The organism is Xanthomonas bonasiae, assembly GCF_014836395.1.
GTDB lineage: Bacteria > Pseudomonadota > Gammaproteobacteria > Xanthomonadales > Xanthomonadaceae > Xanthomonas_A > Xanthomonas_A bonasiae.
On record NZ_JACSQX010000009.1, the window covers coordinates 260,237 to 278,908 of the forward strand.

Consider the following 18,672-nt stretch of genomic DNA (forward strand, 5'->3'; position numbering starts at 1 on the left):
GGAGCGGCTTCAGCCGCGACCCGCCTCACCGACAACGCCCAGCGCGCCCGCCGGAGACGCGCCATCTCCATCGCCCCACAACTTGCAAGAAAACTCCCAACTACTCCCGAAACCGCCGCAACCAAACAAACCCAGGCACCGCGATCCGCATCGTCGGCGTCCCATCCCACGCCAATACAAACCCCGCATCCACCAACGCCGCAGCGACCTGCCGCCCGACCGCAAGATCCGCATCCGCCCCACCCTGCAAATCCCCGAACGCAATAAACAACCCGCCGCCGTCCACCGCGCACTCCACATCCTGCCCGTGGTAGAAACAATAGCCGCGGTACTCGCCCTCCGGCGCCTCCGCCACCGCCTCGGTCACCTCGGTGTGACCATCGGACATCGTGTAACCGGCATTCGCCAGCGCGCAGATGCCCGCATCGTGCAGCTGCTCGAACACCGCGTCCACGCGATCGCAATCGGTCAGCGACGGCCAGCCCTGCTCCGCCTGCTGCTTGGCCTGCCACTGGCTGGCGACCGCGGCACGCAGCATCGGTTCGTCGCACTCATCTTCCAGAATGTCGTCCAGCATCTCCTCGCGGATCTCGAACTCAGAGTAGTAGCCGGACCAGACCCACTTCCGGATTGAATCGAGGACATCCGCATCGGTCTCGTTCACGCTCGCTCCCTTGGAGGCCAGGCACTTGCCTGGCGCGCACGGTAGCAGGGCGATGTTTGGATCTTGGAAACGCCGAGTGAATCTCGGGATCGAGGCCAGCGCTATCGAAGCAAAAGCCGACCACCGACACCACGCCAGACGCCGCCTCACGCGACGCTGGCGTGGCCCCGGCGGCGCACGCCACACGGACGTGCGCACACCGATGACGTCAGCCCTTGGATCGCAGCGGAGGCGAAGCGGCGCGCGTAGCCCGCGCCTTCTTCTTCCCCGCAGCCCGCGCCGATGGCGAGACGGCAGCCGACACACGACTGATCAACAACACTCCACGCCCCACCGTCACCCGCAACGCGTCGCCCACGGCAAAACCGTACTGCTCCAACCAGCGCCCGGACAGGCGCAGCTTGGGCACGGCACAGCCGACGATATCCTCGGCGCGGCGCACGTCGTAGTGCTGGTAGCTCATCGTGCAGCGCCTGGGCACGCGGAAGCGCTGGCGCGACGCGGCGGGCGTAACGAATGGAGAGGCATCGGCGGTCGCTGGTTGCTCGGCGGCCAGCGTGTCGGCTGATCGAGCGCGGCGCTTGGTTGTACGCGACGCGGAAGCAGCCTTGGGGGGAGTGAAGGTGGTTCTGTTGAAACGGTGCATGTCGGACTCCTCGGTTGGATTGGAGTCCGCCCCTCGCTGTCAATCGGGGTGGCGGACGGTACGCGGTTGACAGACCGGACCGAGGACCGGCAGACCTTGCGGTCTCCGCGCACCGCCCGCCAGAAAGCAGGCACGTTCCCATGCCGAGCGGGCACAAAAAAGCGCCGGCATCGACGATGGGCGCTGTGCGCCTCGGTCGTTCGAGCTGTCAAACTCGGCTGCGGGATTTGCCGCAGCGGTTCAATCATGCGACTGGCCATTCAATCCTGTCAACAGATCTCTATCCAATATTTCAAAAGAATCACCAAGCAAAGCAGAGCTTCGCGACAAGCGAGCAATCGTCTACTGGCCAAGTCTTTGCAATGCTTGTGAGCGCTCAGTTGTGATGATACCTTCACGTGAAATGTATCCAAGGGAAGGGCACCACGATTTTAGGCGCAAGAATTACACCTACCGAGTGGGAATCTGTTGGTGTACCGGGTTCGCTACGGCAGATTGGTCGAAGGGGATCAGTAATAGACACCTTTGTTACAACCCAGACTGTCGCCGAATAGTAGTTAGACCTTGAAAGGAAGTGTCATGGGGATGGCGCCAACACATGAGCAAATCGCCGCAATGTCTGACGACGACCTGGTGGCCCGCTACAACGATCTTGCAAAGAGTACCGTCGTCGGCACAAGCTTCTACCGCGAGGAGATCGCACATCGTCAATTGGCTCGAGAGAATGCTCGCATGCTCTCTCTCACGCGCACGATGGCGCGCCTTACGTGGGTCATCTTGGTTCTTACGGCCGCAAACGCAGCAATTGTTCTATTTCCGCTGCTCAAGGCCTAACAACTCATTCAAGCGTTAGGCCGTGGAGGAACCAATGTTGCGCTTCAATTCCTATGAAACGCTTCTTGAGATTGATGCCTTGGAGCTTGGGCGAGTTGCAGCCCAGCTGAACGAAACAGGTCTTGCCACTGATGAGGATGGCCTGTACCTCGGCTCCATGTTGATTGAACATTGGTCAGAGCGCTGTACAGAACTGCTCCGTGAGCATGGTTATCGAGGCGGCGAGTTGAACGTGACCGGACATTACTTTAGTCACTGTGGCGCCATTTACGTTCTGTACGACACTGAGCTGCGCTCCTTAAAGGATGCTAATCAAGAGTTGCGCCGTGCGGCGAGTCGCCATGACACGGCCTAAAATCTTATTCAAGCCGACGCCGCTTAGCGGCGCGTCTTAATTCATGTTTTAGCCCCTATGAGCCCAGATGATCGCTGGTCATACCTGATAGCTTTGGACGAGGAGCTTCTAAAGGGCGGCGTTATTCTATCAGAGTGGTGTATTTTAATAGTCCGTGAAGCAGACACCGCATTTGTAAATGCTGCTTATTTGGCGTCAATTCTTACTTCTGTGTCTGGCATTGAGACACACCTGCAGTCTGAGTACGCAAAGACTGGAAGAGAGCGTTTAGTAGAGCTGATCAACTTATCCACCATTCCTGATGCTTTGAAAGCGAACTTGCATCGGCTGCGCAAGTATCGCAATAAATGGGTGCATATTGACGATCCCTGGGATGACGCAGATCTGCTAGACAAGCCGGGGCTAACTGAGAACGAACTCGAACAAATGGCCTTATTTGCGGTCCGAATTCTGCGGGAAACGATCTATGAGAACCAATGTGTGTAGCGCGGTGGAAACCGGGGCCAGAGTCAATATCCATTCAATAATCTGGCGGAGTAATCAACAAAGGGGCCAGAAATAATAGGGTAAGGTTCACTAAAGAAGTCAACCTGACTCCGTTACTGGCAGATTGATCGAAGGAAATCAGGAATAGACACCTCGATTACAACCCAAATTGTTGCCGAATAGTAGTTAGACGTCAGCACAGCATTTCCGGGCGCCCCAATGGATGACCTTGCAACTCGAGCAACGAAGATGCTCCGAACAGGAGAACCCTTCCGGCTTGTTGGAACGAGCCGCTCGGTCCATTTCCTGAGAGGCGTATTCTCACGTGCCAGCATGTGTGTTCCCGCGTTTTACTACTTTTTGGGGTCGGCTTCAGCGCACGAAACGGCACAAACAACAAGTGATTACCCGTTCAAGATCGCGCAGACGTACTCCGAGTTCTCGGACCTAAACACGCTTACCTTGGCGTGCCGAAAGATATTCGATCACGCGGCGAAGCCTGATCTCACAGGAGCGAACTTTGGTAAGCTTTCGGATCAAGTACTCTTCGAGCACGCAAAGCACTGGGCAAAGTACTCGGAGAAAAATGCAGATGAGTGTTTGAGTGCATTAGTATTCCTGCGTACATTTTTCGCTGAGTATTCCAAGAGCGATAGCGTTCTTCTCAAAAAGAGCGGCTGGCTACACAAGCGGATCGGACTGCTAAAGCAGCACGCTGATCGAGCCGCCGCTCACCTTTCGCTTGAGGACTATGCATTCGACATCATCGACTTGGCCCACTTCACTGCGTCTGTAACTATTGTGGGTGAAATAGTCCGCAGCTTCGATAAGCCAGAGGCCGGAGAAGAATACTTCAATGAAATAGACGAAGGATCGCACGCGGCTGCCAAAAGGATTTTTCCGCAGATTGCAGATTTTCGGCTATTTGGTCATATGCAAGTGCATCGGCAAGCCCGCTTCTACTGGAGGCACCAAGAACATGAGAGCATTCAATCTTATTTTGACCAGTTGCAATGGACGCTCGGCTAAATGCTCAGGGAGACGTCTAACAATTCATTCGAGCCGACGCCACTTCGTGGCTCGGCTTAATTCAAGCGTTGGAAAACAAGGGTAGCTCCATGACAACTGACTTTGAACACATCAAGATCGTCGCTTTTGACGACAAGGCAACCTACAAGACTGACCCAAGCTCAGCCTTGGTCAATGCAGTACTGAAACTTTCCTCATCAGCTCCGGCAGAATGGGCTAATTACTTCAATCAGCGCTGGGAACAGCATTTCTACATGATGAAGCGCAACGCTTACGTCTCGGGTGACCGGCTGAAGACCTACTGCGTTCCGAATGAACTTCAGCATCTCATCCTGGAGTTCAATAAGGTCATTGCCGAGACGAATACTGCATACGCACAATACTGGGCACAGAAGCAGCATGAAGCTGCGCAGAAAGCTGCCACTGACGCCGTAGAACGTGAGAACCTAGCCAAGATCAAGAGCAGCTTAAAGTTCGACTGATTGTTTTCTAACAATTCATTCACGCCGACGCCGCTTCGCGGCGCTGCTTAATTCAAGGGTTAGCCACCATAGTGCGCATCCATGCCATTGACAGAAGCTGAGATTCAGAAACCGAAATAATAGTGTTAGATTCAATTAAGAAGTCAATTGGACTCCTTTATTTTCGCTTAATTAGGACATTAGATGCAATGGAAAAACGAGAGCGACTCATAGCAATGATCGATGAAATCCTGCCGAATTTCGAGCAGGTTGCCAATTCGTGGGTAAAAGAAGATTATGGATACGGGAGGTTCCGAGACATTGTTTCGTATAATTCTCTTAAGATTGAAGTCTGCGCCTTGGCTGACTATATCTACGGCCGTGATCATCCGAACTCGGAAATGATAAAAAATGCTATTGGCGGCAGCACAATGACGCATCTTCGCTCTGCCCAAGGCATGCTTGTAGGTACAGCCTCCGCTGTACGCAACGGCCTGCTTAACGATCTACAAACACAGATACTGCTTGACGTACAGGGAGACTTCATTGAAACAGCTAGAAGCGCGCTTAGTAGTGGCGCAAAGGATGTAGCAGCGTCCTTGCTATGCGTGGTGCTTGAAGACTCCGTGAAACGTTTGGCATCGAAGAGCGATCATCAAGATCTGTTAGGCAAAGAGTTTACAGTCGTAGTTATGGGTCTATTTAAGGCAGGGATTATCACAAAAGCAGCCAAAGGCGTGCTTTTGTCGCATACCGATCTTCGTAATGCTGCGCTACACGCCCAGTGGCACGAAGTCTCAGCAGACTCTGTGCATAGTCTTCTTGGGTTCCTTCCCATTTTCATTGAGCAGCACGGCATCTAGTTCGGCGTAACAACTTATTCAAAGCCGATGCTAAACCTCAGGGTCAGGTTCACTTAAGAAGTCAACCTGACCCTGAGGTTTAGAGTCAAACTTTGGGCACCATAGGGAGTGCACGTGCTGAGTCTGCAAAGCAATCATTGGTCGGAGCTTCGGCATGCGTATGGCAGTGCGGCTGATATCCCCGAGCTGCTTGCACGCCTTCGCGGGCTTCCGAAGTCCGAGGCGGGAGCCGAACCGTGGTTCACGCTTTGGAGCGCCTTGGCACATCAAGGCGATGTCTATTCGGCGTCCTTCGCAGCCGTTCCACACGTGGTCGAAGCACTTGCTATCGCTCCGTCCGAAGCCAGTGATTCCTTCTTCCAGTTCCCAGCGTGGATAGAGATCTGCCGCGCGAAAAACCGCGTCGAGATTCCGCAGGATCTGGAGGCACCATACTTCGAGGCGCTTGCGCGCCTTCCGAACCTGGTTGCGCAGGCGTCCAAGCGCCATTGGGACGCTGACTTTCTGGCGTGCGCATTATCTGCCATAGCGGCGGCGAAGGGTCAGCATAAGATCGCCGAAGCAGTGCTCGAAATGTCCTCGCCAGAAGCAGCTGAGGAGTTCCTAAATTGGCATTTTGAGCAATGACGCCCAACTCCTCCTTCAAGCAGACAGTCAACCGGCTACGCCCGTTGCCTGCCGCTTAAGTCAAACGTTAGGTTGCCCAATGGGACCATTCCAAGAAGGGTGGACAGAGCAGGACGTTGAAGCTGTACTTGCCCGCGGGTTGCCCGATGAGCTGCTCTATGTACCGATCGTGATCACCATGGACCCAACCGACTGCGCATGGTCTGGGCGCATATGCCTCTCGCTGGCCTCGCACGAACACTTCAACGTTCGCGGCAATGCGGTTCTTGGCTTCGGGCACCTTGCGCGTACTTGCAGACACCTTGACTTGGAGGCTGTCGTTCCCGTCATTGCGGCAGCTCTTCACGATGAGCATGAGTACGTTCGCGGCCACGCGGTGGATGTAGCGGATGATTTGCTGCACTATCTGGGTGTCGGTGTGCCGGGTGAACTTCCGGTGCCGGGCAATAAAGGCGCCGCATAACAGTTCGTCCAAGCCGAAGCCGCTTCGCGGCGCGGCTTAACTCATATGTTAGGGCCCACACGCATTTCATGACACTCTTGGTTCTAGATCTCGACGAGACACTCATCCATGCAACCGAAGGTTGCCTGGACCGTGATCCCGACTTTGAGGTTGGACCGTACGCTGTGTACAGGCGACCGGGCCTTGACTCGTTTCTGTCTACGGTAAGTTCGCACTTTGACCTAGCGGTTTGGACTTCTTCTACTCGTCTTTACGCGGCGCCGGTTGTCGCGGCCATCTTCCCACCGGACATCGACCTCAAGTTCATATGGTCCCGCGAGCGCTGCACGATGCGCTTTGATCCAGAGCATCAAGACTATGAGTGGGCAAAGAATCTTGGCAAGATAAAGCGCCGGGGTTATCGGCTTGAACAGGTGCTGATGGTAGATGACACTCCCGCCAAGCTAGCCAAACACTACGGAAACCTCGTCAGGGTAAAGCCGTTCTTTGGTGATCTGGCGGACCAGGAACTGTTCCAGTTAGGTGAGTACTTGCCCACACTAGCAAAGGCACCAAATGTCAGGAAGATTGAAAAGCGCTTCTGGCGCAAATCCGCTAGTTAGCCCTAACAATTCATTCAAGCCGACGCCACTTCTCGGCTCGGCTCACTTCAGGCTTTAGGTCTCTTCATGCTCGCAACGCACCATATCGCGCTCCTACGCGAATCGGCGAGTCTTGCTGCAACCCTCGTGCAATCCTTGATCGAAGTCGGAGATGACGAGTCGGCATGTCGGCTCGAGCTCTCCTTCAAAGATGGTGACGTCCTTGGAACCGGTCCAGACTTCTTTGAAGCTCTGCTGAGCTTGCGTCGACAACTCGAACCCAAAGGCCTGCTCTTGTTCGTCTATGGCGCGAGTCGAAACGTCTGGCCATCTGGTATGTCTCGTAGCATGGGTCTAGGCGTGAAGGCCTACAGAATGACGAAGGGCAAACAGGCCCTCACACGGGATCTAGTCGACATCTTCGCGACCGGTTCCGATGTCGAGCCCGTCACTATTGCTGAGCAGGAGCAGTTCAGGAATGAATGGTTTGCATCCCTCGGCGCAGAGACCTGACCCCTCCTCCAAGCGGACGCCCTCCGGCATGCTTCGCATGCCTACGGCCGCCGCGCATGTCCAACATTAGGCCTCTTCCAATGACTGCGACTCTTCGAGCCCTGCGATCAGACATCACAAAGCTATCGGTCGACGCGATCGTAAATGCTGCCAACTCCTCGCTGCTTGGTGGCGGAGGTGTTGATGGCGCAATCCATCGTGCGGCTGGGCCAGATCTCCTCCACGAGTGCAGGTTATTGGCAGGCTTCAAGACTGGAGACGCAAAGGTCACCAAGGGGTATCGCCTACCCGCCAAGTACATCATTCATACGGTTGGGCCTGTGTGGCGGGGCGGCATCAACGGCGAAGCTGAACTCTTAGCTTCCTGCTATCGTCGATCCATTGAGCTGGCCGCTGCTAAAGACGCCGCCTCGCTCGCCTTTCCCAGTATCAGCACGGGAATCTATGGCTATCCCGTCGCCCTAGCGGCGAGAGTCGCGATCGCCACCGTTCGTAAGTCAAGCCAAGACTTTTCTTCTATTCAAGAGGTCGTCTTTTGCTGCTTCTCCGCCGAAGACCTCTCTGTCTACGAAGGTGCCCTCAGTGAAGCGGCGGCCTAGCCATTCCTTCAAACGGACCCGCCTACGGCGATCCGCTTAATTCAAACGTCATGCATCAACTGGGGATTGCCGTGAACTGGAGCAGGATCATATGGCTAGCACTATCTCTGTTCGCTGCGCAGTTCTTGATCGGCTTTCTTGAAGGCGTTATGTCCGCTCCAGACACAGGGATTTCATGGCTTCTTGCCGGCCACACCGTCAGCCTCGCTGCTGGCATGGCAATTTTCGCGTCCTTTGCCATGCACACTCCCAATAGGCCGTTTGTTCACGCTTGGCTGGGTCTCTTGCTGCAAGTGCTTATTGCCGCATTGTTCTCAGCTGGGCTTGCGCTCTGGCTGGACAGCATCCGGTTGCTTTCCGTCGTGATGGAGTGGGCAGTCCTTGTGGCCGCTTTGGTTGTTGGTACATCACTTGGCATCGGTCTGCGTCGTTGCTCAGATAGGCGAGCTGATGCCTAACAATTCATTCAAGCCCACGCCATGGAAGAACGACTGCTGTAGGGCCTCACTCGAAGACGCTCGCAAGCACGGGCGATAGAACGCATGGGATTCGCATGAAACATAGGCATGTGGTTTTTGCCTCCTTGCTTGTCGCTGGCATTGCTCCGGCCCGTGCCGCTGATGCCCCAAGTATCAATGCAGCCATACAGGCCTACGACGCTAAGGAATACGGGAAGTGTGCCGACACCCTGGCCGCCGTCGATGCAGCGCCCACAGGGCTGCCGAGCGGCATGGCTCTCTTCTACGTCGAGTGCTTGGCCGCTGCCGGAAGAACGGAAGCCGCGTTTGCTGTCCTCGACCAGCAGCTGCCGCAAGGACGAGTCGATGTGGAGGATCTGAAGCACAAGGACCGTCCAGGCCTCAACAAACTTCGCACTGCCTCCGGTTGGGCAGCGATGCTGGCCAAGGCCGAACGGCTCGATGCCGAACGCCAGGCGCGTATCGACCAGCCGCTGCGGCGGGAGTTGCTGGCACGCGTGGAGAACGACCAAGCCGTCAGGCAGAAGGTGATTGCCGAAGGCGCTGGCGGATCCTGGGAACAGACGGTGCCGGTGGACCGGGACAATACCGCCTGGTTGAAGAAGGTGGTGGCGGAAAAAGGATGGCCCACCAGGTCGATGGCTGGCGAAGACGGCTCCAAGGCCGCCTTCCTGATCGCCCAGCATGCCACGCTCGACCCTGGCTTCCAGGAGCAGGTTCTGGCGCTGATGCAGGCGGCGCTCGAACAGAAGGAGGCCGACCCTGCCGATTTCGCGCTGCTCAAGGATCGCGTCCTATTACACCAAGGCAAGCCGCAACTCTATGGGACCCAGTTCGGAACGGATCCGGACGGAACCATGTTCCTTGACACCACCCAGGATCTCGACGGTCTGGATGCGCGTCGCCAGGCGATGGGGCTACCGCCGATTGCCGACTACAAGAAAACCCTGTCCGAGCTCTATCACGCGAAGGTGCGGTGAACTGCTTGGCGCGCGACCGAGACAACCACGCCGAGCGACTTCACCCCTCGGCCGGCCACTCGCGAAAGTGCACGCACGCCGTGCTCTTGTCCAGCATTGCACATAGCAGGAACTGACGATCAGCAAATCCGCGGCAATCAAAGCGTTTACTTTGTATCTGTGGCAAGTCGACTCTCTCAGCCGCTATAACGTCTCGAGCCGCGCCCGCACCCACCCGGCATGCTCACGCAGCGCCTGCAACTGCACGTCCTCCATCTTGCCAAGCTGCCGATACACCATCCCCAGCCGTTGATTCTGGCCAAGCGTCGCCTGGTGGCGAGCGAAGAAATCCCAGTACAGCGCGTTGTACGGACAGGCGCGTTCGCCGGTTTTCTGCTTCTTGTCGTAGTGGCAGCCCTGGCAGTAGTCGCTCATGCGGTCGATGTAGGCGGCGCTGCTGGCGTAGGGCTTGGTGGCCAGCAGGCCGCCGTCGGCGAACTGGCTCATGCCCACGGTGTTGGGTAGCTCCACCCACTCGAAGGCGTCGATGTACACGCCCAGGTACCAGGGTGCACGGCGGCCGGGTCCAGGCCTGCCAGCAGGGCGAAGTTGCCGATGACCATGAGCCGTTGGATGTGGTGGGCGTAGGCCTCGTCCAGCGATTGGCCGATGGCGTGGCTTAGGCAGCGCATACGCGTGTCGCCGGTCCAGAACCAGCCGGGTAGCGGCGTGTGCTGGTCGAGCGCGTTGCGTTGGGCATAGCCAGGCATGTGCGCCCAGTAGATGCCGCGCACGTACTCGCGCCAGCCCAGGATCTGCCGAATGAAACCCTCCACCGCCGCCAGCGGCGCGGCGCCGGCGTCGTAGGCGACCTGCGCGCGTTCCACCACTTCCTGCGGGCGCAGCATCTTGGTATTGAGCGCGAACGACAGCTGCGAGTGGAACAGACGCGGGCTGCGCGTGCTCATCGCGTCCTCGTAGGGACCGAACTGCGGCAGCGCGCTGGCGATGAAGTGATCGAGCCAGGCCAGCGCCTCGCCTCGGTTGAGCGGCCAGCGCAGCTGGGCCGCCTGTGGCTGGCCGAAGCTTGCCACGCCGGCGGCCTGGATGGTGGACCACAGTGCGCTGTGATCGTGCGTAGGGCGCGCATCCGACGGCGGCGGCGGTGTCCCGGGCCAGGGCTGGCGGTTGTCGTGGTCGTAGTTCCACTGGCCGCCCTCGGGCGCGCCGGTGGCGTCGATCAGCACGTGATGGCGCTGGCGCATGCGTCGGTAGAAGTGCTCCATCAGCCACTGCTTGCGCCCGCGAAACAGCTCGGCCAGCTCGGTGCGCGTGGTGTAGAAATGCGCGCTGTCCACGGCCTGGGTGGCAAACGGCTGCGCGGCGCACCATTGCCGCAGTTGCGCATCCAGCCGCCATTCGTCCGGGTCCTGGTACTCCAGGCGCTGCGCGCGGTAGTGCGCCATCAGCGCGGCGAGGTTGTCGGGGATGGACTGTCGGTTGCTGACGTCGTCGATGGCGACATAGCGCACGCGGTGCCCGGCTGCGCGCAGCTGCCGGGCGAAATCGCGCATGGCAGCGAAGAGGGCCAGGATCTTCTGCGCGTGGTGCAGGACGTAGTCGGTTTCCTGGCGGACTTCCATCAGCACGTAGACCACGCCGGAATCGCACACGTCGAACCACGCGTGGTCGGGATTGAGCTGGTCGCCTAGCACGAGGCGCAGGGTGTGGGTCGGGGACGCCGTGTGGTTCATGCGTGATGGCGGACGTGCGAAGTAACAGGGTCAGGTTCACGTAAGAAGTCAACCTGACCCTGAGGTTTCCTGAGGTTTCGCTGTTGCACGCGACGACAGCCAAGGCTTTAAGCCATGCGACGAAGCGATGTCGCCCGCAGTATCAGGCGAGCCCGTCATCGGGACCACTGGACAAGAGCGAGCCATCCCGCGCGACTCTTGCGCCGCACGCCGGGCAGTGCCATCCCCCCAGCATTGCTTCGCGCGCATTACTTGGCTTGCGGAACCTCGGCAGGAGCGTCTTGCACTTCGGGCACGACTTGCGAGGAAGCAGGAACGCCACGACCAGCACCGCTGCACCGCCAGCGATACCGCCAACCACCGCGAATGCCAAAACCGCGTACATGAACATGCTGCCAGGGCCTCACATGGGGCGTGGGCGGTTGCGAAACCTTCCGCCCGAATACGTCAGTTCCATAGTACGACCACGGCAACGACGGATGAAGCCACGAGAAGTGGCAAGGCCAAGAGCAGCAGCTCCGCGAGGCGGCGACGCGGCCGAGGCGCAGGCAGACGCACAAACGACCCGACCCCGAGACCCAGGGCAACCAAGGAAAGAAAGCACATGGCCAACAACCCGAGCCCCCAGGCCCCGAGCAGGGGCATGCCGCACACGCCACCGTCCTGCGTCTCGACCCACTGGCTGAAGCGCCAGGAAAAATAGGCGACGTACGCGGCCGGCGCGAGCACCGACAGCACCAACATGGCGATGGAGCAGGATCGTAACGTCATCTCGGTGCCACCCCCGGCGTCCTCTCGGCGCAGACGACACAGCGCTGCTGAAGCGTCGCGCAGTCAACGCAAATCTTCCAGGCACTGTTGCAGTAGTTTTTGCTTGCAGCGCCGCCTTGACCGTTCCAGGTTGCGCCGCACAGCGTACAGCTGCGGAAAGAGCGGTTGCGTTCAGCCGCCTTGCAAGCTTGCGAGCAGAAGGGCGTATCTCTCTGAGACGCCATGTCGTTCTCTTGGTATCCAGCTGTCATGTAAGCGCTTGAAAGCGGCGTTGCGGCGAGTATCCGCGAACGCCAGAAGCCTGGGAAGAGAACAGCTCCCACCCTGCATCGGTGATTGGCGAGTCGCGGCCGGCGATCCTTCACCGATAGGGGCAGCGCCCCATACCCGACGCTCACCGCCGTCGGCGCCACTTGACTGTACGGATTCCAGTTCGAGATCAAGGTGATCGCGACGCTGCCCGAGCCACGGTAGCGGGCGGACTCGAAAATTGGACGCGGAACTACAGTGATACACGCACCGCGTGCGCACGCGATCCGGGTGATGCCGCTCGCCCTGGCTCACTCCTCTGGAGGCCACTCACGGAAATTCACGCACACGGTGCTCTTGTCCAGCATCGCGAACTCGCGCGAACCCCACGGCCTGAGCGCGACGGTGTTGCAATTCGGGTGAAGCAGATGCGGCACACGTGCGGACATTTCCGCGAAGATCGCATCGACATCGTCGGTGTCGACGCTGAGCTCCGGACGATCCTTCGCCGCCCACTCGGGGTTCTCGACCAGATAGGCCTTGGCGCCGTCGCGTGCGACCACCGCCATCGTGCCGTCCTGGTACTTGACGGCAAAGCCCAGGCCGTCGACGAAGAAGTCGAGTCCGTCCTGCAGGCGGTCGTAGAAGATCTTCGGAATGAGGTTCTTGAACATCGGGGTCTCCCGCGCTGGAAGCCTGCTGGCGGCTGGAACTACGGTAACACCGAGAAGCGCCGGGTCTTGCTCACAACTCCGCGGCATCCTCCGCAAGCGCCCATTCCTTCATGTCCGGGATCACCTGTCCCGCCACGAACGCGAAGACGTCCTCGAAGCTGGCGACGACGATGTTCCAGGTGCGCGGCGATGGCGTGGAACTCTCGGCGAACACGGGATGAAAGCAGACGACGGTGTCGCTGATGCGGCCATCGACCACCAGCAACCCCGCGAAGTCGTCGCGGTCCTGGCGCCTGGCGAAGGTGAAGACGGCGCCACCGCTCACATCCTCGCGAGCGAATGCGCGCGACGCGAACGCCAGCTCCGACGCTTCGGTGATGAAGTGCCAGGGGGTGAAGCTGGTCAGGTCCTGCGCAAGAAACCAGCGCAGTGCGTTGGGCCAGGCGGGGTCGATCTGATTTCGTTCCATGCGTGTGAGGCGGGCTTGCGCTGCTCTTCGGATGGCTGGATGCGTGGCTGCAGCCTTACACTGATACGCTCAAACCTCAAGATCAGGGTACACCCCAAGGAAAGCTATGCGGCCGCTGCTGGCGATTTCATTCGTACTCGCTGTTTTCATGAGTAGCGCCGACTGCTCGCCGCTTTCATACACCGATCGTTGGGACGGATTGAAGGATGAAAGCGACCGGCAAACGTCAACCTTCCGCGGCATGCTGTGGGAAAGGGAGGCGATTCTGGTGCACAACCAATTCTGGGCTCAGGTGTATCAGGCCTGCGCGCCCGAGGCGAGAGCTGCCGGCATCAGCAGCTTCAAGGCTGTCGCAACCGTCGACCGCCGCGGCAAGGTGACCGAGTATCTGGTCAATCCGAATGTTCCCGCGCTGCGATGCTTCGCCAAGCAGATGGTGGGCCGCCAGTATCCGGAACCTCCAGCAGCCCCCTTTTATGAAGTCTATGGCGTCACTATCAGTTCCGAATGAACTTGGCGGGAGGTCGACCATCTCGCGCAGGACATCCTTGATGTCATTCGTTTTTGTCGTCGAATGACTGCTGCGGATCTATGCCGACTCAAGGGCTCTTTTCACACTTCTCGACCCGCTGTCATCGCCGCTCAGCATTGCAAAAGCCGTTCGCAACGTCTCGACGAAACGCACATCCTGCGATAGCGGAGCGAACACTGCATCCAGCTTGAGGAACGCCTCCACATCGCGCCCCGCATCGCCGGTCGCGCCGCGCCCGATCCCGGTCAGCACGTCGCTCATTGGATCCACCAGCGCCACGCCCTCGCGCGCCTGCCGCCGCACGAACTGCATCCACGCTGCGATCGGCAGGCATAGGCGGTCGATACGGCGGCCGGCGGCCAGGGCGTCGGCGATGGTGCCGAGCAGGCGTACCGGGATTTTTTGTGAGCCATCCCAGGCGATCTGCGCCAGGCGGTGGGCGATGGCGGGGTTGCAGAAGCGGGCGAGGATGGCGCCGGTGTAGTGCTGCGGGTCGAAGCCGGGCATCGGCTGTAGCGTCGGCGCGATGTCTTCGCGCATCAGGGTTTCGACGAAAGCGGCCAGTTGCGGGTGGCGCATGGCGTCGGCGACGGTGTCCAGGTCGAGCAGGGAGCCCAGATACGCCAGCGCCGAGTGCGGGCCGTTGAGCAGGCGCAGCTTGGCGCGATCGAAGCCGGCAATGTCGTCGCTGAGGGTGACGCCGGCACGCTCGAAGGCGGGGCGGCCGTTGCAGAAGCGGTCTTCGATCACCCATTGGCTGTAGCGCTCGCGCTGGATCGGCCAGGCGTCGTGGCAGCCGAGTTGCGCGGCGACGCGCTCGCGCAGGGCGTCGTCGCTGGCCGGGGTGATGCTGTCGACCATCGAGCGCGGGAAGGTGGCCTCGGTTTCGATCCAGGCAGCCAGCGCGGGGTCGATGGTGTGCGCGAACTGCAGGACGGCGCGGCGCAGCTTGCCGCCGTTGTCGGGCAGGTTGTCGCAGCTGAGCACGGTGTACGGCGCCAGGCCCAGGCGCAAGCGTTCGCGCAGGCCGGCGACGAGGTAGCCGATGGCGCTGCGCGGGGCGTGCGGGGCGGCGAGGTCGTGGACGATGTCCGGATGGGCGAAGTCGAGCTGTTCGCCGGCCAGGCAGTAGCCTTTCTCGGTGACGGTGAGGGTGACCAGGCGCACCGCGGGGTCGGCCAGGCGGGCGAGGACGGCGGGCTGTTCGTCCTGCGCGCAGAGCACTTCGCGGATGGCGCCGATGATGCGCAGCTCGGGGGGCTCGTCGAGCAGGGCGAGGGTGTAGAGGCCGTCCTGTGGGCGCAATGCGTCGCGGACATGCGGGCTGTGCAGGGAGACGGCGCTGATCGCCCAGTCCGGTTCGTCGGCGAGCAGGTCGTCGAGGTAGATCGCCTGGTGGGCGCGGTGGAAGGCGCCGGCGCCGAGGTGGACGATGCCGATGCGGACGCGGTCCAAGGCGTAGGTTGGGCGCGCGATGGCTGGCGGCAGGTTGGGGAGCTTGGCGGCGGTGAGGCGTGGTTCGGTCACGGGATTTCCATGGGGAGGAGTTTGGTCTGAGGCTTGGTCGGTAAGGCTGTCGGGACTGAAGTCCCTCCCACAGTGGAGCTGAGGCGAGCTGGTGGTTGGTCGGTGAGGCGGTCGCAGCTGAAGCCGCTCCTACAGGGGAGTTGAGGCGGGCTGGTGGTTGGTCGGTGAGGCGGTCGCGGCTGAAGCCGCTCCTACAGGGAGTTGAGGCGGGCTGGTGGTTGGTCGGTAAGGCGGTCGCGGCTGAAGCCGCTCCTACAGGGGATCGTGGGGGCCGGCGGGTGATCGCGGGGGGCGGTGCATGGTTGGTGACGTGCGTGGGGCTGATCTCGGTCGTCCGCGCCCGCTCTTTCGGTGGTGGAAGCGTTGGCTGCTCGCACCACCGATCGCGGTCACTTGCGCGGCTTTGCCTCCGCTCCGGGTGACGGCTGCACGCTGAAGCGCTGGCGCACGCGCACGTCGCTGCTGGAGGCGCCGACCTGCAGTTCGTAGTCGCCCGGGTCCACCACGTAGGCCTTGCGCGCTTCGTCGTAGATGCGCAGGTCGGTCTGCGGGGAAATGGCGAAACGTACTTCGCGGGTTTCGCCTGGCTGCAGGGCGATACGCTGGAAGCCGCGCAGTTCCTTGGTCGCGCGTTCGCGCTTCGGCGACAGCGGATGCAGGTACAGCTGCACCACTTCGTCGCCGGTGCGTTGGCCGGTGTTCTTCACCTTCAGCGTGGCGTGCAGGCTGCCGTCGGCCGCGAGCTTGCTGCGGTCCAGGCGCAGGTCGGAATAGGCGAACTGCGTGTACGACAGGCCGTGCCCGAACGGGTACAGCGCGGTGCCGGCGAAATAGCGATAGGTGCGACCGCGCATGGCGTAGTCGTCGAAGGCCGGCAGCTTTTCGCTCTCCTTGTAGAACGTGACCGGCAGGCGGCCGCCGGGGTTGGCGTCGCCGAACAGCACGTCGGCCACGGCGCTGCCGCCGCGCTGGCCGGGGTACCAGGCCAGCAGGATCGCCGGCACGTGCTGCTGCGCCCAGTCGATGGCCAGTGCCGAGCCGGTGGTCAGCACCGCCACCACCGGTTTGCCGGTGCCCTGCAGCGCTTCGAGCAGGTCGCGCTGCGGCTTGGGCAGGCGCAGGTCGGTGCGGTCGCCGCCGGCGAAGCCGGGATAGTTGACCTTCATCTCCTCGCCTTCCACGTCGCCGGTCAGGCCGCCGACGAACACCACCACGTCGGCGCGGCGTGCCGCGTCCAGCGCTTCGTCCAGCGGCGGCTTGGCGCCGGGCTGGCGCCAGGCCAGGCGGATGCCGGCGTCGCGCTCGCCTTCGAAATACTCCAGGCGCAGGTCGTAGCTGCGTCCGGCTTCCAGGCGCACGTCGACGCCGTCGGCGTGCAGGCGGTCGCTGGCGCTCCAGCGGTCGATCAGGCGCTTGCCGTCCAGGTACAGGCGCACGCCGTCGTCGGCCGCGGTTTCCAGGTGATAGGTGCCGGTGGCCGGCGGCACCAGCTTTCCGCTCCAGCGGATGCTGAAGTTGTCCGCCGGAATGGCTTGGTCCGGCCCGGCTTCGCCGCGCGCGAGCAGGTTGTCGGTGGGCGAGCCGCGGTCCCATTTGAAGCCGATCTGCGCATCGGTGCGCACCAGCGCCGGGGGGCCTGACAGGTCGCGGTTGCGGAAGTATTCGCCGCGCAGGCCGCGCTCGGGCGAATCGGCTGACGGACGCAGGTACTGCGGTTCGATCAGCGGCGTGGCGGCGGGATCGTCGCGGCCTTCGACCAGGTCGGCGCCGCGCGCGTACAGCACTTCGGCGTCCGGCGCGGCCTCGCGGATGCCCTGCAGCACGGTGACCGGCGCGGCCGGGGTGCCGTAGTAGTTGCCGAGCAGCGCCATGGTGTCGTCGGCGGTGGGGCCGATCACGGCGATGCGCTTGATCTTCGCGCGCGATAACGGCAGCACGCCGTCGTTCTTCAGCAGCACCAGCGACTCGCGCGCGGTGCGCCGGGCGAGCGCATCGTGTTCGGGCGACTGGTTGGCCGAGATCGGAATCTGCGCCCAAGCCAGTTTTTCCGGCGGATCGAACATGCCCAGGCGCATGCGCGAATACATCAGCTTCTGCAGTGCCTTGTCGACTTCGGCTTCGCTGATCAGGCCCTTGCGCACGGCGGCCGGCAGCGTGGAGTACTCCTCGCCGCATTCCAGCTCGGTGCCGTGCTTCACCGCCAGCGCGGCGGCTTCCTCGCGGGTGGCGACGATCTTGTGGTTCTTCCAGATGTCCACGATCGCCCAGCAGTCGGACACCACGTAACCATCGAAGCCCCACTGATCACGCAGCACGTCGCGCAGCAGGAACTTGCTGGCGCTGGCCGATTCGCCGAACACGCGGTTGTAGGCGCCCATCACCGAATCCACCTTCCCTTCCTTGACCAGCGCTTCGAACGCCGGCAGGTAGGTTTCGTAGAGGTCGCGCTGCGACGGGTGCGCGTCGAAGTGGTGACGGTCGGCCTCCGGGCCGCTGTGCACGGCGAAGTGCTTGGCGGTGGCGTCGAGCTTGCGGTAGGCCTCGCCTTGCGCGTTCTTCGGCACATCCGCGCCCTCGCCCTGCAAACCCTGCACGAAGGTCACGCCCATGCGCGCGGTGAGGAACGGATCCTCGCCGTAGGTTTCCTGGCCGCGGCCCCAGCGCGGGTCGCGGAAGATGTTGATGTTCGGCGACCAGAACGTCAGGCCCTGGTAGCGCGCGTGCTGGTCGTGGCGCAGGGCCTCGTGGTGCTTGGCGCGCGCCTCGTCGCTGATCGCGGTGGAGACGTCGTGCATCAGCGGCACGTCGAACGTGGCCGCCATGCCGATCGCCTGCGGGAACACGGTGGCGCCGCCGGCGCGGGCCACGCCGTGCAGCGCCTCGTTCCACCAGTCGTAGGCCGGCACGCCCAGGCGCGGGATCGCCGGCGCGGCGTTCTGCATCTGCGCGGCCTTTTCCTCCAGCGTCATGCGCGACACCAGGTCGGCGGCGCGCTGCTCGAAGCTGCGCTGGGTGTCCAGGTACGGCGGCGGCGCTTCGGCCGCGGATGCCGCGCACGGCGCGATGGCCAACAGCAACGCCAGCGTCGCGACGCGGCGGCCACGTCCTTGGTACGGCGCAGTCTCGGTGTGCATTGC

21 protein-coding genes and 1 pseudogene are annotated in these 18,672 nt (G+C 61.2%); 13 read left to right on the plus strand and 9 right to left on the minus strand.

Going from position 1 to position 18,672, the window contains the following annotated elements:
- Positions 1 to 100: 100 nt before the first annotated feature.
- The gene (locus H9658_RS16160; RefSeq protein WP_191826115.1) at positions 101 to 664 is read right to left on the minus strand and encodes a DUF6891 domain-containing protein; all 564 of its coding nucleotides are present in this window, start codon (positions 662 to 664) and stop codon (positions 101 to 103) included.
- 208 nt (positions 665 to 872) lie between these two features.
- The gene (locus tag H9658_RS23010) at positions 873 to 1,310 is read right to left on the minus strand and encodes a SymE family type I addiction module toxin (protein WP_225210033.1); all 438 of its coding nucleotides are present in this window, start codon (positions 1,308 to 1,310) and stop codon (positions 873 to 875) included.
- Between the two features lie 615 nt (positions 1,311 to 1,925).
- Here H9658_RS23010 and H9658_RS16170 point away from each other — a divergent pair.
- From H9658_RS16170 to H9658_RS16200, 7 genes are all read left to right on the plus strand, one after another.
- Positions 1,926 to 2,144, plus strand: coding sequence for a hypothetical protein (locus tag H9658_RS16170; RefSeq protein WP_191826116.1), 219 nt, complete (start codon positions 1,926 to 1,928; stop codon positions 2,142 to 2,144).
- 34 nt (positions 2,145 to 2,178) lie between these two features.
- Positions 2,179 to 2,499, plus strand: a complete 321-nt coding sequence (locus H9658_RS16175) for a hypothetical protein (RefSeq protein ID WP_191826117.1) — start codon at positions 2,179 to 2,181, stop codon at positions 2,497 to 2,499.
- 57 nt (positions 2,500 to 2,556) lie between these two features.
- Positions 2,557 to 2,985 carry a hypothetical protein gene (locus tag H9658_RS16180; protein ID WP_191826118.1) on the plus strand — a complete coding sequence of 143 codons (429 nt, stop codon included), beginning with the start codon at positions 2,557 to 2,559 and terminating at the stop codon, positions 2,983 to 2,985.
- Positions 2,986 to 3,318: 333 nt separating this feature from the next.
- On the plus strand, positions 3,319 to 4,014 hold the full coding sequence (locus tag H9658_RS16185; RefSeq protein ID WP_191826119.1) for a hypothetical protein: 696 nt from the start codon (positions 3,319 to 3,321) through the stop codon (positions 4,012 to 4,014).
- A gap of 89 nt (positions 4,015 to 4,103) precedes the next feature.
- Positions 4,104 to 4,496, plus strand: coding sequence for a hypothetical protein (locus H9658_RS16190; protein WP_191826120.1), 393 nt, complete (start codon positions 4,104 to 4,106; stop codon positions 4,494 to 4,496).
- Between the two features lie 215 nt (positions 4,497 to 4,711).
- The gene (locus H9658_RS16195; RefSeq protein WP_191826121.1) at positions 4,712 to 5,338 is read left to right on the plus strand and encodes a hypothetical protein; all 627 of its coding nucleotides are present in this window, start codon (positions 4,712 to 4,714) and stop codon (positions 5,336 to 5,338) included.
- Between the two features lie 114 nt (positions 5,339 to 5,452).
- Positions 5,453 to 5,965: a hypothetical protein gene (locus H9658_RS16200; RefSeq protein WP_191826122.1), complete on the plus strand. Its 513-nt coding sequence runs from the start codon at positions 5,453 to 5,455 to the stop codon at positions 5,963 to 5,965.
- Between the two features lie 67 nt (positions 5,966 to 6,032).
- Here the strand turns inward: H9658_RS16200 and H9658_RS23015 are convergent, their stop codons facing one another.
- Positions 6,033 to 6,440 carry a hypothetical protein gene (locus H9658_RS23015; RefSeq protein ID WP_225210034.1) on the minus strand — a complete coding sequence of 136 codons (408 nt, stop codon included), beginning with the start codon at positions 6,438 to 6,440 and terminating at the stop codon, positions 6,033 to 6,035.
- A 56-nt stretch (positions 6,441 to 6,496) separates the two neighbouring features.
- Here H9658_RS23015 and H9658_RS16210 point away from each other — a divergent pair, with 56 nt between their 5' ends.
- The 5 genes from H9658_RS16210 to H9658_RS16230 all read left to right on the plus strand — a co-directional run bounded on the left by H9658_RS16210 (position 6,497) and on the right by H9658_RS16230 (position 9,580).
- Complete coding sequence (locus H9658_RS16210; protein WP_191826124.1) at positions 6,497 to 7,030, plus strand: NIF family HAD-type phosphatase; 534 nt, start codon at positions 6,497 to 6,499, stop codon at positions 7,028 to 7,030.
- A gap of 66 nt (positions 7,031 to 7,096) precedes the next feature.
- Complete coding sequence (locus tag H9658_RS16215) at positions 7,097 to 7,522, plus strand: hypothetical protein (protein WP_191826125.1); 426 nt, start codon at positions 7,097 to 7,099, stop codon at positions 7,520 to 7,522.
- A gap of 80 nt (positions 7,523 to 7,602) precedes the next feature.
- The gene (locus H9658_RS16220; protein ID WP_191826126.1) at positions 7,603 to 8,121 is read left to right on the plus strand and encodes an O-acetyl-ADP-ribose deacetylase; all 519 of its coding nucleotides are present in this window, start codon (positions 7,603 to 7,605) and stop codon (positions 8,119 to 8,121) included.
- A 50-nt stretch (positions 8,122 to 8,171) separates the two neighbouring features.
- A complete protein-coding gene (locus tag H9658_RS16225; RefSeq protein ID WP_191826127.1) occupies positions 8,172 to 8,579 on the plus strand; it encodes a hypothetical protein in 408 nt (135 codons plus the stop codon).
- Between the two features lie 95 nt (positions 8,580 to 8,674).
- The gene (locus H9658_RS16230; protein WP_225210035.1) at positions 8,675 to 9,580 is read left to right on the plus strand and encodes a DUF6624 domain-containing protein; all 906 of its coding nucleotides are present in this window, start codon (positions 8,675 to 8,677) and stop codon (positions 9,578 to 9,580) included.
- Positions 9,581 to 9,763: 183 nt separating this feature from the next.
- Here H9658_RS16230 and H9658_RS16235 read toward each other — a convergent pair.
- The 4 genes and pseudogenes from H9658_RS16235 to H9658_RS16250 form a co-directional block, all read right to left on the minus strand.
- Positions 9,764 to 11,313 (minus strand): annotated as a pseudogene (locus tag H9658_RS16235) (cryptochrome/photolyase family protein).
- 447 nt (positions 11,314 to 11,760) lie between these two features.
- Positions 11,761 to 12,084 carry a hypothetical protein gene (locus H9658_RS16240; RefSeq protein ID WP_191826128.1) on the minus strand — a complete coding sequence of 108 codons (324 nt, stop codon included), beginning with the start codon at positions 12,082 to 12,084 and terminating at the stop codon, positions 11,761 to 11,763.
- Positions 12,085 to 12,644: 560 nt separating this feature from the next.
- Entirely contained in the window at positions 12,645 to 13,007 is a 363-nt protein-coding gene (locus H9658_RS16245; RefSeq protein WP_191826129.1) for a VOC family protein, read from the minus strand.
- 70 nt (positions 13,008 to 13,077) lie between these two features.
- Positions 13,078 to 13,476 (minus strand): hypothetical protein, encoded by a 399-nt coding sequence (locus tag H9658_RS16250; protein ID WP_191826130.1) that lies wholly within the window; start codon positions 13,474 to 13,476, stop codon positions 13,078 to 13,080.
- Between the two features lie 106 nt (positions 13,477 to 13,582).
- Here H9658_RS16250 and H9658_RS16255 point away from each other — a divergent pair, with 106 nt between their 5' ends.
- Entirely contained in the window at positions 13,583 to 13,987 is a 405-nt protein-coding gene (locus H9658_RS16255) for a hypothetical protein (protein WP_191826131.1), read from the plus strand.
- 78 nt (positions 13,988 to 14,065) lie between these two features.
- On the opposite strand, the gene H9658_RS16260 is transcribed toward H9658_RS16255, so the two are convergent.
- Together H9658_RS16260 and H9658_RS16265 are read right to left on the minus strand one after the other, a co-directional pair.
- A complete protein-coding gene (locus tag H9658_RS16260; protein ID WP_191826132.1) occupies positions 14,066 to 15,535 on the minus strand; it encodes a mannitol dehydrogenase family protein in 1,470 nt (489 codons plus the stop codon).
- Positions 15,536 to 15,924: 389 nt separating this feature from the next.
- Positions 15,925 to 18,669, minus strand: coding sequence for a glycoside hydrolase family 3 protein (locus H9658_RS16265; RefSeq protein WP_225210036.1), 2,745 nt, complete (start codon positions 18,667 to 18,669; stop codon positions 15,925 to 15,927).
- Positions 18,670 to 18,672: the final 3 nt, after the last annotated feature.

Bases quoted from the DNA above. Each gene is read 5' to 3' on its own strand.
- H9658_RS23010 (WP_225210033.1), bottom strand. From the start codon at position 1,310: ATGCACCGTTTCAACAGAACCACCTTCACTCCCCCCAAGGCTGCTTCC.
- H9658_RS16170 (WP_191826116.1), top strand. From the start codon at position 1,926: ATGTCTGACGACGACCTGGTGGCCCGCTACAACGATCTTGCAAAGAGT.
- H9658_RS16175 (WP_191826117.1), top strand. From the start codon at position 2,179: ATGTTGCGCTTCAATTCCTATGAAACGCTTCTTGAGATTGATGCCTTG.
- H9658_RS16180 (WP_191826118.1), top strand. From the start codon at position 2,557: ATGAGCCCAGATGATCGCTGGTCATACCTGATAGCTTTGGACGAGGAG.
- H9658_RS16185 (WP_191826119.1), top strand. From the start codon at position 3,319: ATGTGTGTTCCCGCGTTTTACTACTTTTTGGGGTCGGCTTCAGCGCAC.
- H9658_RS16190 (WP_191826120.1), top strand. From the start codon at position 4,104: ATGACAACTGACTTTGAACACATCAAGATCGTCGCTTTTGACGACAAG.
- H9658_RS16195 (WP_191826121.1), top strand. From the start codon at position 4,712: ATGATCGATGAAATCCTGCCGAATTTCGAGCAGGTTGCCAATTCGTGG.
- H9658_RS16210 (WP_191826124.1), top strand. From the start codon at position 6,497: ATGACACTCTTGGTTCTAGATCTCGACGAGACACTCATCCATGCAACC.
- H9658_RS16215 (WP_191826125.1), top strand. From the start codon at position 7,097: ATGCTCGCAACGCACCATATCGCGCTCCTACGCGAATCGGCGAGTCTT.
- H9658_RS16220 (WP_191826126.1), top strand. From the start codon at position 7,603: ATGACTGCGACTCTTCGAGCCCTGCGATCAGACATCACAAAGCTATCG.
- H9658_RS16225 (WP_191826127.1), top strand. From the start codon at position 8,172: ATGCATCAACTGGGGATTGCCGTGAACTGGAGCAGGATCATATGGCTA.
- H9658_RS16230 (WP_225210035.1), top strand. From the start codon at position 8,675: ATGAAACATAGGCATGTGGTTTTTGCCTCCTTGCTTGTCGCTGGCATT.
- H9658_RS16240 (WP_191826128.1), bottom strand. From the start codon at position 12,084: ATGACGTTACGATCCTGCTCCATCGCCATGTTGGTGCTGTCGGTGCTC.
- H9658_RS16245 (WP_191826129.1), bottom strand. From the start codon at position 13,007: ATGTTCAAGAACCTCATTCCGAAGATCTTCTACGACCGCCTGCAGGAC.
- H9658_RS16250 (WP_191826130.1), bottom strand. From the start codon at position 13,476: ATGGAACGAAATCAGATCGACCCCGCCTGGCCCAACGCACTGCGCTGG.
- H9658_RS16255 (WP_191826131.1), top strand. From the start codon at position 13,583: ATGCGGCCGCTGCTGGCGATTTCATTCGTACTCGCTGTTTTCATGAGT.
- H9658_RS16265 (WP_225210036.1), bottom strand. From the start codon at position 18,669: ATGCACACCGAGACTGCGCCGTACCAAGGACGTGGCCGCCGCGTCGCG.